The organism is Chloracidobacterium sp. (assembly GCA_016716305.1).
Classification (GTDB): Bacteria; Acidobacteriota; Blastocatellia; order Pyrinomonadales; family Pyrinomonadaceae; genus OLB17.
The window spans coordinates 3,177,899-3,193,998 of the sequence record JADJWP010000002.1 but is presented as its reverse complement, the minus strand read 5'-3'; the positions used below and the strand labels follow the sequence as shown (position 1 = coordinate 3,193,998).

The window sequence follows — 16,100 nt, the reverse complement described above, 5'->3', positions numbered from 1 at the left end:
AAAGCCGCATCGTCCGTCGATCTATTCAACGGTGACCGATTTCGCCAGATTTCTTGGTTGATCGACATCGCATCCGCGGCGAACCGCAATGTGATACGAGAGCAGCTGTAGCGGAACAACCGAAAGTACCGGAGCCAGAAGATCGGAAGTCTCTGGCACCTCGATGATGTGGTCGGAAACCTTTGAACTCATACCGTCGCCAGCAGTAAGAACGCTGATAACGATGCCGTCTCGAGCCTTCACTTCGACGATGTTCGAATGCGTCTTTTCGTAGCGCAGCTCGCTTGCCGCATTGCCGCTCTCGCGCGTATTCACGACCACGACCGGCAGTTTCTCGTCGATCAGGGCATTTGGGCCATGTTTCATTTCGCCCGCCGGATAGCCCTCGGCGTGAATGTAGCTGATCTCCTTCAGTTTGAGCGCACCTTCAAGAGCGACCGGAAAATTGATGCCACGGCCGAGGTAAAGGAAGTCCTGAACCCGGAAAAATTCTTTGGAAAGTTCTTCGATCGAATCCGCGTCGTTCAGAAGCTGCTCGATCTTTAACGGCAGTTCGGCAAGATCTTGAGCAAGATCCTTTCCTTCACTCTCAGTAACTGCACCGCGAAGTTCGCCAAGATAGAGCGCGAACAGGTAGAGCGCGATCATTTGAGCCGTAAACGCTTTCGTCGAGGCAACGCCGATCTCGGGACCGGCGTGCGTCAGGATCGTCCCGTCAGCCTCGCGATGGATCATCGAGCCCTGGACGTTGCAGACGGCAAGCACCTTACAGCCTTGCTGCCTAGCTTCGCGCATTGCGGCGATGGTGTCGGCGGTCTCGCCCGACTGTGAGATCACGATCAAAAGGTCGGTCTCTTTCAGCACCGGGTCGCGGTAACGAAACTCGGACGCGTAATCGACCTCGACCGGGACGCGAGCAAGTTTTTCGAGCATGTACTTCCCGGCAAGGCCCGCATGCCACGAAGTTCCGCATGCGGCGATCTTGATCGACGTTATCGCTCTGAATTCTTCTGCCGAAATGTCCATTTCGTCAAGATAGACCTTGCCGGTATCCAAAGAAACCCTGCCCTGAACCGTATCGCGAACCGCACGCGGCTGTTCGTAGATCTCCTTCAGCATAAAGTGCTTGAAGCCGCCCTTTTCAGCCATTATCGGATCCCAGGTTATCCGTTGGAGTTGCGGTTCGACAACATTACCGTCGAAATCAGTGACCCGAACAGAGTCTTTTGTCAGTACCGCGATCTCGCGATCACCCAAGAAAAACACGTCACGCGTATGTTGAAGGATCGGTGGTATGTCCGACGCCACAAAGAATTCGCCGTCTCCAAGCCCGATGACCACTGGCGGACCCTCGCGAACGGCGATCACGGTGTCTGGTTCATCTACCGAGATGATAGACAAGGCGAAGATACCCCGAAGCTCTTTGACAGCCATTTGAACCGCCTTTTCAAGCGATAGGCCATTGTTGCTGATGTAAAAACCGATCAGATGAGCGACTACTTCAGTGTCGGTCTCGGTCTTAAATTCGCTTCCGAGGCCGGCAAGGCGTTCCTTAAGCGAAAGGTAGTTTTCAATGATGCCGTTATGCACTACAACGACCCTTCCCGATTGATCGCGGTGGGGATGTGCGTTCTCTTCGGTGGGGCGGCCGTGCGTCGCCCAACGGGTATGGCCGATGCCGTAATTCCCGTCAAGAGGATTTAGCCGTATCGCCTCCTCAAGGTTTCGGAGTTTGCCCTCGGCACGCCGAAGTGAGAGATTATGATCCTCATCCACGACCGCAATACCTGCCGAATCGTATCCGCGATACTCAAGCTTGCGAAGGCCCTCAATGATCAACGGCACGACCTGTTTATTCCCGACATATCCAACAATTCCGCACATAAGTGATTAATTCCGATCAGTTGATGTAGGTGTCCGGCGTCAGCCAAGCTTTCGAATCGATCTGGCTGGTGCACCTACAACCAAAGTGTTTTCGTCGACATCCTTGGTCACCACACTCCCCGCGCCGGTGACTGCACCGTCCCCGACTTTCACCGGTGCCACGAGCATCGTATCAGAGCCGATCTTGACGTTATCACCGATCTGGGTCTCGTGCTTCTTTTTTCCGTCATAATTACAGGTGATGGTGCCGGCTCCGATATTCGAATTCTCGCCGATCGATGCATCGCCGAGGTACGCAAGATGATTTGCTTTCGAACCCTGTCCGAGAACGGTCTTCTTCAGCTCAACAAAATTCCCGACCTTTGCTCCGTCCTTCATCACGGCTTTTCCGCGAAGATGAGCCATCGGCCCGACCTTGCAACCATTGCCGATCTCAGAGTCGGTAATGAGGCAATTGTCGAGTATCTCAACACCGTCACCGATCTTAGAATTCGAGACGCGTGTCCCTTGCCTGATCACGCATCCGTCGCCGATCTCGGACTCGCCCTCGATCGTTACATTCGGATAAATGACCGTATCGCGGCCAAATCTAGCCTGAGAGCTGACATGAGTATTTCTTGGGTCGATGAACGAAACGCCGTAATCGAGCATCAATCGCGAAATCGTCTGTTTGTTCAAGATCCTCTCAAGTTCGGCAAGCTGAACGCGATTGTTGATGCCCTCGATCTCACGCGGTTCGGTGTGCTGAAATATGGCGACATCCTCATTGTCCTCACGAAGAAGCGCCGGCACGTCGGTCAGATAATACTCTCCCTGTGCGTTGTCGTTCTTGACCCGCGAAAGGGCAGCGAAGAGTTTCCGCGATTCAAAGCAATAAATACCGGCATTGATCTCGCGGATCTCTCTTTGCTGTTCGGTGGCGTCTTTCTGTTCGACGATCCGTTCGAACAAACCGTCGGCATCGCGAATTACACGCCCATAACCACTCGGATCTTTCAGCACGACCGTTAACACTGTACATGCAGCGCCGCGGCCCCGATGTCCACGATGCTGTTGGATCAGGGCGGCAAGCGTTTCGTGCCGGATCATCGGCACATCGCCTGAAAGAACAACAAGCGTTGAGTCTGTATCAGAAAGGAACTCTCGGGCCGCGTTAACTGCATCGCCCGTGCCAAGTTGTTTTTGCTGCCAGACAAACTCCGCCTGGTCTTCGTCGAGTTCCTTCAAGACAGCTTCCCTGACATCGTCGCTCTGATGTCCGACGATCACAAATATCTTGTCGGGGGCCAAGGCAGCAGCGGTTCGGCAGACATGGCTTATGAGCGGCCGGCCATCGAGATCGTGAAGCACTTTAGCGCGATCCGAGCGCATGCGCGTACCTAGGCCGGCCGCAAGCACAAGAACGTTCAGTTTCTTATTGATCTCTGTCGACACATCCATTACCCAAATTTTGCCACAGAAACGGCGGGAGGCACGAACCCAACTCCCTGGTTACAATGTTAAAGTTCGAATACCGTCGTTTTGACACTATTTCGTTTCATTTTTTGTGCAGGCATTCAAGCAGCGCCCGCGCAAGTTTGTAGGGATTGTGCCTAACTTTCTCGCCGTCGTCGAGCAGATCGTCGTAGCGGGTTTCAGCAGTCCCGATCGCTGATAGTAATCCGTGTGTATCAATGCCGATCTGCTCCGCTCCGTCCTGCCGATATTTGAATGCCTGCTCTTCGGTAATGCGCTGCCTGTTGGCTATTACGATGTCAAATTTTAGAGCCGGCACGTATTCACTGACTATCTCGATGTGACGCGAAGCTGAGAGCCCATCGGTTTCGCCGGGCTGTGTCATCAGATTGCATATGAAAACCTTTACGGCAGGCGATCTGGTTATCGCTTCAGCGACCCCGTGGACAAGCAGCGGCGGAAGTAAGCTTGTATAGAGCGAACCTGGACCAAGGGTAATGATGTCCGCGTCTCCGATCGCCCTAAGTGCGTCAGGCATTGGCATGCATTCTTCAGGGTCGAGATAGAGCCGTTTGATCGATCCGCCGACACGGCTGATGTTCGTTTCTCCGAGAACGGTAGTCCCGTCGGTCAGCGTAGCCGCGATCCTTACGTCTGATACCGTTGCAGGGTAAATATGTCCTTTACTTGCAAGAATTTCCGATGAAAGCCGGACCGCCTCGGCAAAATCACCGGTGACCTCGGAAAGTGCTGCCAGAAACAAGTTGCCAAAGCTGTGTCCTCCGAGATCACCCTCGCCTCTGAACCTGTACTGAAACAGCTTCGAGAGCAGCATTGAATCTTCAGAAAGTGCGACCATGCAGTTCCTGATGTCGCCGGGCGGGGGCATTTGAAATTCGTCACGAAGCCGGCCGGAACTTCCTCCGTCATCAGAAACCGCGACGATCGCAGATAAGTTGCGGATCGAAATGCCGGCGAGGCTTTCTGGCCCGACGAACGTCTTGAGGCCGGTAAGCAAAGTGCTCAGACCGGTGCCGCCGCCGATCGTTACGACATTCACCCTCTTTGGCCCGAACTGCCTGTACTCTGTCAGCATATCTAAGCCGAATCTAAATGATTAGCCCGTTCGGTTCAAGGTGATCTGATCGAAACGATGGACTAACGCGAATAACACGCCATTTTCCGCAAAAAAGTCTTGTTACCGCGATGCCTGATGTGCTAACTTTGTATCTGCGGCTCATTCCACGGGCCCCGCCAACGAATATTCACAACATTCCGACGCATCTTCATCTTACGACTAATTCTCGACCCCACTAGTTCATCAGATGGCACAGTCGCCTTTCATCTTACACGAACAACAGTTTCAAAAGCTCAAATCTGTGCTTGCGCGCCTTTGCGTTGAATGCGCCGGGCGTGTGGTCTTTCTCGTCGACCGCGATGGGCAAACGATCGCATTTCATGGCGATATCGGAGACATGGACACCACGAGCTTTTCTTCATTGGCTGCGGGCAATGTCGCCGCTACAAGCAGCATGGCAAAATTGATCGGCGAGGACGTTTTCCCTGCCGTTTTTCATGAAGGTGAAAAGGAGAGCATTTTTATCAGCGTAATCGGCCGGAGCCTCCTTGTGGTCGTCTTTGATGAACGGTCGACCTTGGGCCTCGTAAAGCTCCGTACAAAACGGGCAAGTCATGATGTCGCAGCGATCCTGGAGGAGGCTGTTCGTGAGTCGACCGCATACAATGTCGGTGCAAATTCCGTGTTTGCCGAGATCACTGACGAAGACATCGATAGCCTTTTCAGCTGATACACATTGTTATAGAATTCCCCAAGTAAAGCCATGACCTTCATCAATTACGCATCACGAGAGATAAACTGCAAAATAGTCTATTACGGTCCCGGACTGTGCGGTAAGACGACGAACCTGCAGTATATCTACGATTCGACGGCTCCTCAGGCGAAAGGTAAGCTGATAAGCCTCGCGACCGAGACGGACCGGACACTGTTCTTCGACTTTATGCCGTTGGAACTCGGTACCGTCCGTGGCTTCAAGACGCGATTTCACCTTTACACCGTCCCGGGACAGGTTTACTACGATGCTTCGCGTAAGCTCATTCTCAAAGGTGTTGATGGTGTCGTTTTTGTCGCCGACAGCCAGGAAGAGCGTATGGACGCGAACATCGAATCATTGTACAACCTTGAAGAGAACTTGCAGACACAGGGATACGACCTAAACCAGCTTCCATACGTTTTGCAGCTTAACAAGCGTGATTTGCCCAATGTCATACCAACCGAGGATCTCTCGTATGAATTGCGAAAGAAAGGAGAGCCGGTGTTCGAAGCAGTCGCAATGAACGGAACCGGAGTTTTTGACACGCTGAAAGCTGTTGCAAAGCAGGTTTTGACCGAACTGCGAAAGAGCTGATCCGGACACAGAAAAGAAAAAAGCCGCTTTGATCATTTGGATCCGAGCGGCTTTTTACCTTCCCTTGTTCGTAAGCTTGGAGCGTTAATAACAGTCGAAAGGGCCAAATGATGACGTCCGACGTGGCAGATCAGACGCGGCCGTTTTGACCGTACGATTGATTTTTCGTGCTTGGCGATAGATCGGATTCAGCGATTGCAATTTTTTTTCTGTTTTTTTGTCAATCGAGAGGTGTGTACGAACCGGAAGTCATGATTTTTACGAAAAAAGCAGGAGTGAATACAGACAGCTGAGGCCGTCGAGGCATTTCGCCTTGACGGCCTCAGCGAAGGAAAGCAGCAGGTTGCTGCTGATTCGTTCATTACTCTGCAAGGCCGACAACCACCGGCACGCCATTTGTTACGATGTCGAAAACAGGCGACCGTTGTTGGGCGATCTCTACTAGTTCGCGCAGTTGATCGTCCGACGCTTCGCCTTTGACCCTGAACGATACCCTTATATCTTTGTATCCGTTTCGGATATTCCCGTCGAGGCCTAGAAATCCGTGTAGATCAAGGTCGCCTTCGTATGTCGATTCAACTTCGTCGATCTTGATCCCTTTTGCCGCAGCATGATAAACCAGGCTAGTGGTCAGACAACCGGCGAGAGCCGCAAGTACGTATTCGACCGGGTTCGCTCCAGTGTCGGTTCCTAGCAGGACGGGCGGCTCGTCCTTTTGAATTACGAACGGTGTTTCACGGCTGAATGTCTGACATGCTCCGTCATAAGAATCGATCGTCGTCTGGTTCGATCCACCGTTGATCCATTTGTTTGTTGCCCGAAAGTTGAACCGGGCGATATCTGCGTTACCCTGAATCGCACCGATCGTGTTGAAAAGCTCGGTCACGTTTACGCCATTTAAGGCCTTCTGTTGAATTGCTGTTTGCTGCATATTGGTTTCTCCTTATTATGATCACGAATTGTGGGAACAAGCGGAGCGCCGGGAAAGCCCTTCACTCCGCACGAAAGTTAACAAAACACCGAACTGATCTCTTCAATTCTCTTACGCTCCGCGCGACCCAAACCGTCGAGCGTCTCGATGAACTTCGGATGGGTCATTCCGGTTCCCAAATAGGTCCATCGGTTGGCCTGATGCTGTTTTTCGATAAATTCCTCGCGTTCGGAAGTATTGAGCACGCGCTTGGTTGCCGATTCGAATGCCTCGAGATCGAATAGCGTTTGATTGCGCACCCCGGTGTCCAGAAATCCGCCGATGTCCAGATAGCCATCGACGGCGCTCCGCAGCTTGTCAGGCCCCATATCCGCCGAAAGCGATTCGACCATCATCGTGTCGAGTTTCGCGTGCTGAGCTTCCTCAAGCCAGTGGTGTTTGAGTAGGCTCTTGAATTGCGGATCGAGGTCGTTGTCGTCGCGAATGCTCTCGATGTAATGACGCTGGGTCATCCATTCTATATGTAGTATGGCAAGTGCGACCGAAAGCGGCTCATGGGCCAAAACCGCTTTAGCGATCTCAGACGGCGGTCCGATAACCTTACACTCCGAACCGAAACTCGCCTGAAATTCTTCGCTGAACTTCTTAAAAAGCTGGATATGCTTCGCCTCTTCACTTGCAAACTGTAGAAAGGCCCGGACCCGATAATCGTCCTGATCCAATGAAGGACGAACATGATCCAGCACAAATGGGAGGATGAATTCCTCGACGAGCCCGAATATGCATAGATAGGCGTGAGCACGTATCTGATTGAGAATGCGCTTTTCATCATCGTTCAGAAACGCGAGCCCCTCGACTCTGGCGAGCGATTCGGGCATGAATCTTCGACTGAAGTCGAGCTTCTTGTCGCCGCCGATTATGTCTTCGATCGCCCAATTGACTCGCCTGGAAGCAACTATCGTTTCCCGATAATCGTATCGCGACATCACACCTGTATTTCTATTTGAAACTATTGCGTCTAACATATATTTCTCCTTTTGAATGCGAATAAAATGACCACCCTTTTCGCTCGATCCCTGTCTTGGCCTTGATCTCGCTCGAACCAGACACCGATCATCTCTGAGCATTTCGATACATCGGATACATCGGCGGCGAACTTCCCGCTTGGATCGTTCCAATGACCTCGAATCCGAATCGCTCGTACATGGGCACGTTGCGCGGATTTGACGACTCGAGATACGCTGGCAGACCTTCTTCGTCACATACTGCGAGCGCGTGCTGCATCAATGAGGCACCGATCCCTCGTCCCTGCATATGTGTCTCAACACCGATCATCGGCAGATACCAATGTGGCTCTTCGGGATGGAACATTCCCATTTGTTCGAGGAACGGAAAAAGATCCTTTTGGATCTCCTCGGTCGTGGTCGACCAAATGAGATCGATCATTCGATCGTCGTCGGGACCTACGCCCGGAGGAAGCCATAGAGCGGCCCCGGACGCGCTTGGCGCAAGGTATGCCGTTCCGTTCTCGAATGAGCGTCCGGCAAACACGCGAATAAATGCTGGAAAATCCCGAAGGTAATCGTCGGCCTGCGGATAGACCCAGCGGGCGATCGGGTCCGTGCTGAACGCGACCGTGATTACCGCGGTCGCAAGTTCTGCGTGTGGGCCGGAATTCGATTGAACTGTCTCGATCCCGGCATAGCTCATGTCGATCTGCTCGACCGTGATTGCTTCACTCAACATCTTTTTCTCCTTTTCACTTGATATCTGTACTGTTGTTATTCAAGTTGGCTTCTATCGATTGCCCTGCATCGTCCTGTCGATTACTCGAGCGACAGGCCGAGTGTTCCGATACCGGCAACTGATGGTTCCAGTTCGAGATCTAACGAACCGACACCGTCGCTTCCAATTGCGGCATTAAATGCCGGAAATCGAAGTCTGATGTCCCTGATGTAGTTTGAGTTTTTCGAACCCTTGTAGAACCATGTCTCGAGTGCATAAATATTGAGCATAACCATCGTCCACATGCCTCGCCGTCCGAACGCTCGCTCGCCGATCGCCGGATCGATCCTTCCGTCAATCGCCACGCCTCCACCGGCGATGCTTCGGGCGTGCTTCTGAAATCTCCGAATAAACGACAAAGTGATGCGGTCAACAACTCCGTTCGGCTCCGGAAATGTTAGTTTGTTCCAGTGCGGACGCTCGGCCATCGCATATTTGAGAAGGGCTTGTACTGCAACGACGTCATCTTTCGAATTAACACCGTTCAATCCCACCGAGCCATCCACGTTTACCCGGACAATGCCCGAGATCTTCTCTAGTTTCGCCATATAATTGCTCCTGTTCTGAATTCGACCATTAAATCGAGGGCTCAATGCGACCCCGATGAAAGAGACGCAACATTTTAAAAAACGCGGACACAGGCAGCCGCGGAAAGTTAAGGTCGGATCGTTTTCTATGCTAAAATGCCGGGCATTAAAGGAAGTGCTAAACCGTTGAGATCATCGATTTGGGTGAAATGAGCAAAGAAGGATCGCCGCAAATAACAAAGCTTTTGCTTCAATGGCGCGAAGGCAAAGCAGAAGCTCTTGATGAACTCGTCCCACTTGTTCACGATGAACTGCGCCGTATCGCACGTAACTTCATGCGGCGGCAGAATCCGGGCCATACGCTGCAAACCACGGCTCTTGTGAACGAAGCATTCATACGGCTTGTTGATTCGAACCGAGTAAACTGGCAGGACAGGAATCATTTTTTTGCAATTTCAGCCCAGTTAATGAGGCGGGTTTTGGTTGATGTCGCCCGACGAAAGAACAGTCTTAAACGTGGAGGTGAGCGAGTTCAGGTAACGCTTGACGACAAGTTGAACGTGTCGGACGAGAAAGAGACCGATATAATCGCCCTCGACGAGGCAATGTCGTTATTGGCAGAGCTGAACCCGCGTCAAAGCCAGATCGTCGAACTTCGTTATTTCGGCGGCCTGACCGAAGAACAGATCGCCGACACATTGGAGATATCGTCCAGAACGGTCAGGCGCGACTGGAATCTGGCCAGAGCCTGGCTGTTTCGCGAACTCAACCGAAAAGATCAGCAATGACCCCGGAACAATGGGAAAAGGTCGGCGAAATCTATCATAAGGCCGTTGAGCTTGAAGCTGAACCGAGAGAGGCCTTTTTGGATGAGGCCTGTGGTTCGGACGCAACTCTGAGAAATGAGGTCGAGTCTCTTCTCCGTGCCGACGAGGAAGCCGGCAACTTCATTGCCGAACCGATCGTTGGCAACAGCGCAACTACATCAGATTCCGAGGACAGCGAACCGAAACCGGGTGAATTAATAGGCCATTATCGTTTCGAGCGGTCGATAGGGTCTGGCGGAATGGGCGAAGTGTATCTGGCAACCGATACCCGGTTGGGCCGAAAGGTCGCGATAAAGAGACTTCCGGCTGAGATATCGGATGATCCGAGCTTCTTAAGACGTTTCCGAAACGAGGCCCTCGCGGCAGCGAACATCAATCATCCCAACGTTGCCACGATCTATTCCGTCGAAGAAGCCGGTTCCAAGCCGTTCATCACAATGGAGTACATCGACGGGCAAACGCTTGACCGCGCTATACCCTTCGATGGGCTTCCGCTAGAAACGTTTTCCGATTGGTTCGCTCAGCTCGCCGACGCCCTTGCATTTGCACATCATAAGGGCGTCATCCACCGTGATGTAAAGCCGGGAAATATAATGATCGTAAGCGGTCGGATCCCGAAGATCCTTGATTTTGGGCTTGCGCAGATCGATCGGCGGCGTTTCGAGCAGAGCGATGCCGATATACACATCACGACGCCAGGGCAAGTGATGGGGACGCCATCGTATATGTCGCCCGAACAGGCAGAAGGGAAGGCGGTCGATCACCGAAGCGACATTTTCAGTTTTGGCGTCGTGATGTACGAGGCTCTCACAGGGCGTCGGCCCTTCGCGGGCGACAGCCATGCCGAGATAGTGAGCAATCTGCTGAAATCCGATCCGGCGCCGCTAGAAAGCCTCCGCCCCGATGTCCCGGATCCATTTCGTCGAGTCGTTGAACGCTGCATCCGAAAGCCTAAGAGCGAGCGGTATCAATCAATGCGAGAGGTCGCCGATTCCCTCCTTGCACTTCGGTCTCTCGCAAGAAGCGGGCGTTCATTCGAAAGTTTACAGCGCCGCCTTTTTCGCGAAGCCCGATCACCTTCAGCGCGATGGATGCCGTTCGCCATAGTTCTTGTGGCGATCGTCGCGTTTGCAGGTTGGTATAATTTTTCCGGACAACGATCGTCGACAATCGCCTTGGAGGATCTGAAGTTTCGACGGCTTTCACAGTCGAACAATGTTGCATTTGCTGCGATCTCGCCGGACGGACGATCCGTCGCATATGTGACCTACGAAGATAACGGCGACCGTGCACTCTGGCTCAGGCGCGTTACCGATCCGAATGCTATTCAGATCGTTCCGCCGCAGCAATTGCTGTATTGGGATTGCCCGATCTTCAGCAACGACGGGGAACACATATATTTCATAACGGCAGAGCGGTCAGCTTTGCATGGAACAATGTACCGCGTCCCGACGCTAGGCGGTCAGCCGAAAAAGATCGTTGAAAGAGTGAATCACCTCGGCAATCTCTCGCCTGATGGCCGCCGCGTGTTATTTGTTCGCTATGGCGGTCCCGATCCGAACAGATCTGTCAACACGACCGACGCGCGGTTGATGTCAGCCGGTTCAGTTGACGGAAGCGACGAACTCGAACACGCTGCCGTCGCCGGCGAATCGGTGATCCGTGAGCCGAGGTTCGCTTCGGACGGTAGATCCGTTTTCTTTGTTAAGAGAGAGTTGGATGGGGGCATTGAATTTTGGTCGATTTCGATGCTCGATACAGCAACCGGCAAGGAATCGTTGATCATTCGCCAGAAGGAACGTATCTGGGAGATGTCGGAGGTCCGAAGGACGAAGAGCCTCTTGATGACGGCGATCGATCCTGGTTCAAACCGTCGGCAGCTATTCCAGGTAACGGTTCCGGACGGAAAAACCACACGCCTGACGAATGACCTGAACAACTATATCGGTGTGAGTATCGATCGCGAAGGCCGCAATATTGTTACCGCCCAGCGCTCCGATGAAAGCCGTGTCTGGATAGGCAATGTGGACGATCCGGCCTCGATGTCGCCGATCACTCGTGAACCGCTGGCACACCAGGCCGTGGACTGGACACCTGACGGCCGCGTAGTTTTTGACGTGTACGAGAACAATCGAAGGAGTATCTGGATCGCCGATTCCGATGGAAAGAACGCAATGCAGTTGACGCCGTCGGATTCGGACAACTCGGAACCGCGAGTTTCCGGAGACGGGCGGCAGATCGTATTCACGTCGCGCCGTGCCGGATATAATCAGATTTGGCGGATGAACATCGACGGCAGCAGTGCGGTTCTTCTAGCGGATGTGGAGGGCATCGCCCAGGCTCCTCGATTCGCCGCAGATGGCAAGACAGTAGTCTTCCGGTGGTTCAACGAGGGGTCGCCCCCAATGGGTCAGATCCCGATCGACGGCGGACCAGTGGCCGGGATCGACTATCTGCCGAAGACCCTTGCTTATTACTGGGCCATGTCTCCGGATGGTAAATACGTCGCTTACACATTGAGCGGTGAATCCGCTGAAAGTGTAATGGTAGCTGTCAGGCCGTTGAATTCTGACGCCGGAACCAAGTTGATCGATATATGGCCATCTCGTATTTTTAAGTGGACGCCGGATGGAAATTCGATCGTGTATCAGGAACGGCAGCGAGGTGAGAATTTACCTGCGAAGGTCTTTCTGCTGAACCCGGAAAACCCGGAACCGAAGTTGTTTGTATCTGCCGAACCGGACGACGTTTTGGATCTTTCATTCTCACGCGACGGAAGCCGTTTTGCTATTGTGCGTATGAAAACGATCACCGATGCCGTCATGCTTTCGACGGTCGGACCAGCTCAAAACTAGACCCTGAAGATGCGGGGAAAACAAGAAAGCCATGACGCTTTGAAAGCGTCATGGCTTTTTCCGATAAGTGGCGGGGCCGACGGGGCTCGAACCCGCGACCTCCAACGTGACAGGCTGGCGTTCTAACCAACTGAACTACGACCCCGCGTTTGGAATCTCTCGAAAGAAATTCAGGTAAATGGTGGGCACGAAGGGACTCGAACCCCTAACTTCCTCCTTGTAAGAGAGGCTGTCTACCAATTGACGTACATGCCCGAGAACCTTGATGAAACAACTTTGGCGGCACGTTTGCCCTATCCGATTTTCAAAAAAGCGTCGCTCCTGAGAGATCAGGAGCGAACTGAAATCCTACGAAAATTAGCTGCTATCTGTCAAGTTTGGCGCCTCATAAGATCGCTCTCTATCGTTCGTTCAGGGCTTGATGACCAAGCCTGAGCGGTCAAATCTTACTTTGTCCGGAGAGGTTTTCAACACCGTTTCGATCAATGCCCCGGCTATGACACGATACGCGTTTGTCGTTTGCTGATCGCCGCTGTTTTTTCCTTCCATATGGCCCGCCAGTACAAGACCGCTGAGAGCGATCAGCGTCTCGTAGATCTCCTGTTTTTCGCCGTCGGACATATTCTCGAGTTCGCCCGATTCATCGAGTACCGCATTTAGGCCGTCCCAAAGCTGGTCGATCGCCTCATCCGAAGGTTCTGGATCGTTGTGGTAAACAGTCGTGGTCGCTGCGACAAAAAAAGTGAACGCCGCCGCCAGGTTGTTAGTTCGGCCTTTATTTGCTACTTCCGCTTCAAAGGCACTTTTCGTAGCAGAAAACAAGGCCCGAAGTGCGGCCTTCTCTTCCACGTTTCCACCGAGCGAATTTGCCAGATCGTTGAAGACATTTATCCGAACATCAGGCTTGAAAAATGTATCGTCATAGGCCTTTTCCGGAGCCGGGTCGACATTCCTTGTCGTCGTCTTCCGTGGTGCCGGGCTGGTCTTCAAGGTATTGGAACTTCCCGTTCGGGATCTTGCCCCTGCCGCTGCCGATCGGCTGCGTTCGACAGCTTTCTGAAGTGTCGATCCCATACCAGCTCGCAACTTCTGCGTCGCCGCCGACTTTCCCGCTGATTCATAAGCTCTTCCGAGGCCGCCGGCCGCCGCGGCTTGGGCCTTGATGCAATTCCCGCCGCCGGCAGCAAAAATGAACACGCATGTAACGATCGCGAGAAAAACGGACCGCCAGGCGGTATCGCGCATTTTCGGTTCTCCTCCGATCGTGTTCAAAGGCCGAGTAGAATTGCACGTTCGTCTGTTCATATTAATGCTCCAAACAATAATAATAACGCGTTTCGCCGAGATCCATGCGATTTTCTGGAGGCGCATGCAAACGCTCGACCGGCTGACTTGATCATTAGCAACTACGATCGAGCAGGTATTCTGGTATTGCACGCAAAGCATGACCGCTATCAACACTTTCTGGCAAAAGCGATACAGCCTCACGACACAATCCTGCGGCCAGCTTCCGCGAAGCTTCCAAGCCCATTAACGACGGATAGGTTGATTTCGCCGATGCAGCATCTTTCCCTGCCGTTTTTCCGAGCGTCTCAGTTGGCTGGGTAACGTCTAGGACATCATCCACCACCTGGAACAATAGCCCGATCGTTTCGCCGTAGTAAGTCACTGCCCGGATGTCATCGTCTGAGGCGTGTGCTATCAGCGCACCGGCACGAAGCGAGAATGAGATCAACGCCCCGGTTTTGTTCGAATGTATCACCTCAAGCTCCGAAAGCCCGATCGCCTTGCCTTCCGCCTCGAGATCAGAATGTTGGCCCGCAACCATACACGCTGCCGCCTTCCCGAGGCCCGAAATAAGGTCGAGCCGGACCGCAGGCGTCAAATGGTCGTCTTCAGCGATCGTTTGAAAGGCAAGAGCCTGCAGAGCGTCGCCCGCGAGTATCGCTGTTGCTTCGCCAAATTTCTTATGCGAGGTTTCGCGTCCTCGGCGAAGGTCGTCGTCGTCCATCGCAGGCAGGTCATCGTGGATCAGCGAATATGTGTGAAGCATTTCGACCGCTGCTGCCGTCTTCGCCAAAGACCGGTCATCGGCACCGAAAGCCCTTCCCGAAGCATATACAAGCGCCGGCCGAAGACGTTTTCCACCGGCGAAAAGACTCCATCGCATTGCTTCGACCAGGTTGCTCGACGCACCGCTGCTCGACGGGACGAGCCGTTCCAGCACACGGTCCACTTCATTTGCAGCCTCACGAAAAAAATCGTCCAGAAGGGTCATTCAGCGTGAAATTATCGGTCATCGATTCGCCTTTATCAAACCTGACCGCAAATCTATTGGCCAAAGCCCAAAAAATTGCGTATTCCGTTCGATTATTGTAGATTCACTCTCATATATGCCGATCAGCCCCGACGATTTCCGTGCCGCCCTATCACGATTCGCAAGCGGCGTAACCGTTGTTACTACAAGAGATGCGGACGGTAGGCTTCATGGGATAACTGTATCAGCCTTCAGTTCGGTTTCGTTGGACCCTCCGATGGTGTTGATATGTATCGACCGCAACACAGCCAGCCATAATGCGTTTGCCGAGACCGGTTTGTTTGCCGTGAACGTTCTGAACGCAAACCAGTCGGAGATCTCAGAGCGATTCGCATCCCCGATTGACGAAAAGTTCGAGGGCGTGGATTTTTCGCTGAACCAACATGGTCTCCCGGTACTTACCGATTCGTTGGCGAATATTTCTTGCCGGGTCAAAGAACAGATCAAGGGCGGCGACCATACGATCTTTGTCGGTGAGATCGAATCGAGCAACGTATCGGAAGATTTGCCGCTCGTTTACTTTCGGGGAACCTACACGTCGATCGGACAGACATAGAATGGCATCGCCAAATTCTTATCCGACCATACAATGCAAGTCGTGGGAACGCCCGTGGCGGACCTATTGCGTCGACCGCAGTCTCGAGGACGAATGGCTCGAGAGGTTGAACGACCTGAGTTCGTTCGATCTGATAAGCATCTGCGAAGGCCACAGGGAAAGCGGTGCGAATGAAAGACGGCGCCTGCCACATTTCAATCTCAGGCTGAAGGACGACCGGCTCGAATATCTGATCGAGAACTGGCTGTTTTTTCAACCGCCGATCGGTGCGTCACTAGATCGTTCCTTCGACTACAAATACACCAGGGCGGATCTCGAGGTGAGAAGCGGTTTCGTCAAAGAACGTGGAGAGCTTTCGCAAAAGGCAATCGTTTTGCTGAAGATCTCGGCATTTGTAAATGTGCTCGACTTCGACCCGGCGTATTACGAACAGCAATGGTTTGACAACAATATTCGAGCTGCAGAGAATTTTGACCGCGATACATCAAGGATCCTCAACTGCTTTGAACTATCGCCGAAACAGGAGGCCACTTAACA

15 protein-coding genes and 2 tRNA genes are annotated in these 16,100 nt (G+C 52.8%); 6 read left to right on the top strand and 11 right to left on the bottom strand.

The features are described from left to right. Positions 1-21: 21 nt before the first annotated feature. From glmS to yvcK, 3 genes are all read right to left on the bottom strand, one after another. Positions 22-1,884, bottom strand: a complete 1,863-nt coding sequence (gene glmS, locus IPM28_16495) for a glutamine--fructose-6-phosphate transaminase (isomerizing) (protein MBK9174583.1) — start codon at positions 1,882-1,884, stop codon at positions 22-24. Positions 1,885-1,923: 39 nt separating this feature from the next. After that, a complete protein-coding gene (glmU, locus tag IPM28_16490) occupies positions 1,924-3,324 on the bottom strand; it encodes a bifunctional UDP-N-acetylglucosamine diphosphorylase/glucosamine-1-phosphate N-acetyltransferase GlmU (protein MBK9174582.1) in 1,401 nt (466 codons plus the stop codon). 97 nt (positions 3,325-3,421) lie between these two features. Continuing rightward, a complete protein-coding gene (gene yvcK / locus IPM28_16485) occupies positions 3,422-4,435 on the bottom strand; it encodes a uridine diphosphate-N-acetylglucosamine-binding protein YvcK (GenBank protein ID MBK9174581.1) in 1,014 nt (337 codons plus the stop codon). Between the two features lie 229 nt (positions 4,436-4,664). Here yvcK and IPM28_16480 point away from each other — a divergent pair, with 229 nt between their 5' ends. Continuing rightward, entirely contained in the window at positions 4,665-5,147 is a 483-nt protein-coding gene (locus IPM28_16480; protein MBK9174580.1) for a roadblock/LC7 domain-containing protein, read from the top strand. Between the two features lie 33 nt (positions 5,148-5,180). After that, positions 5,181-5,765, top strand: a complete 585-nt coding sequence (locus tag IPM28_16475) for a GTPase domain-containing protein (protein MBK9174579.1) — start codon at positions 5,181-5,183, stop codon at positions 5,763-5,765. Between the two features lie 361 nt (positions 5,766-6,126). Here IPM28_16475 and IPM28_16470 read toward each other — a convergent pair whose 3' ends face one another. The 4 genes from IPM28_16470 to IPM28_16455 form a co-directional block, all read right to left on the bottom strand. After that, complete coding sequence (locus IPM28_16470) at positions 6,127-6,696, bottom strand: OsmC family protein (GenBank protein MBK9174578.1); 570 nt, start codon at positions 6,694-6,696, stop codon at positions 6,127-6,129. A gap of 77 nt (positions 6,697-6,773) precedes the next feature. Beyond that, the gene (locus IPM28_16465) at positions 6,774-7,682 is read right to left on the bottom strand and encodes a diiron oxygenase (GenBank protein MBK9174577.1); all 909 of its coding nucleotides are present in this window, start codon (positions 7,680-7,682) and stop codon (positions 6,774-6,776) included. 127 nt (positions 7,683-7,809) lie between these two features. Then, positions 7,810-8,406, bottom strand: coding sequence for a GNAT family N-acetyltransferase (locus IPM28_16460; GenBank protein ID MBK9174576.1), 597 nt, complete (start codon positions 8,404-8,406; stop codon positions 7,810-7,812). A gap of 116 nt (positions 8,407-8,522) precedes the next feature. Continuing rightward, a complete protein-coding gene (locus IPM28_16455; GenBank protein MBK9174575.1) occupies positions 8,523-9,029 on the bottom strand; it encodes a hypothetical protein in 507 nt (168 codons plus the stop codon). Between the two features lie 188 nt (positions 9,030-9,217). Between IPM28_16455 and IPM28_16450 the strand changes: the two genes are divergently transcribed. Both IPM28_16450 and IPM28_16445 read left to right on the top strand, forming a co-directional pair. Then, positions 9,218-9,796 (top strand): sigma-70 family RNA polymerase sigma factor, encoded by a 579-nt coding sequence (locus IPM28_16450; protein ID MBK9174574.1) that lies wholly within the window; start codon positions 9,218-9,220, stop codon positions 9,794-9,796. Beyond that, positions 9,793-12,690, top strand: coding sequence for a protein kinase (locus IPM28_16445; protein MBK9174573.1), 2,898 nt, complete (start codon positions 9,793-9,795; stop codon positions 12,688-12,690). The genes IPM28_16450 and IPM28_16445 overlap by 4 nt, the downstream gene beginning before the upstream one ends. A 68-nt stretch (positions 12,691-12,758) precedes the next feature. Here the strand turns inward: IPM28_16445 and IPM28_16440 are convergent. The 4 genes from IPM28_16440 to IPM28_16425 form a co-directional block, all read right to left on the bottom strand. Beyond that, positions 12,759-12,835 (bottom strand) — tRNA-Asp (locus IPM28_16440). Between the two features lie 34 nt (positions 12,836-12,869). Further along, positions 12,870-12,945 (bottom strand) — tRNA-Val (locus IPM28_16435). Positions 12,946-13,101: 156 nt separating this feature from the next. Continuing rightward, the gene (locus IPM28_16430) at positions 13,102-13,995 is read right to left on the bottom strand and encodes a hypothetical protein (protein MBK9174572.1); all 894 of its coding nucleotides are present in this window, start codon (positions 13,993-13,995) and stop codon (positions 13,102-13,104) included. A gap of 94 nt (positions 13,996-14,089) precedes the next feature. Beyond that, positions 14,090-14,968 carry a polyprenyl synthetase family protein gene (locus IPM28_16425; GenBank protein MBK9174571.1) on the bottom strand — a complete coding sequence of 293 codons (879 nt, stop codon included), beginning with the start codon at positions 14,966-14,968 and terminating at the stop codon, positions 14,090-14,092. Between the two features lie 115 nt (positions 14,969-15,083). On the opposite strand from IPM28_16425, the gene IPM28_16420 reads away from it, so the two are divergent. Then, on the top strand, positions 15,084-15,563 hold the full coding sequence (locus IPM28_16420; GenBank protein MBK9174570.1) for a flavin reductase family protein: 480 nt from the start codon (positions 15,084-15,086) through the stop codon (positions 15,561-15,563). A 1-nt stretch (position 15,564) separates the two neighbouring features. Then, complete coding sequence (locus IPM28_16415; protein ID MBK9174569.1) at positions 15,565-16,098, top strand: hypothetical protein; 534 nt, start codon at positions 15,565-15,567, stop codon at positions 16,096-16,098. The last annotated feature ends 2 nt before the right edge of the window (positions 16,099-16,100 follow it).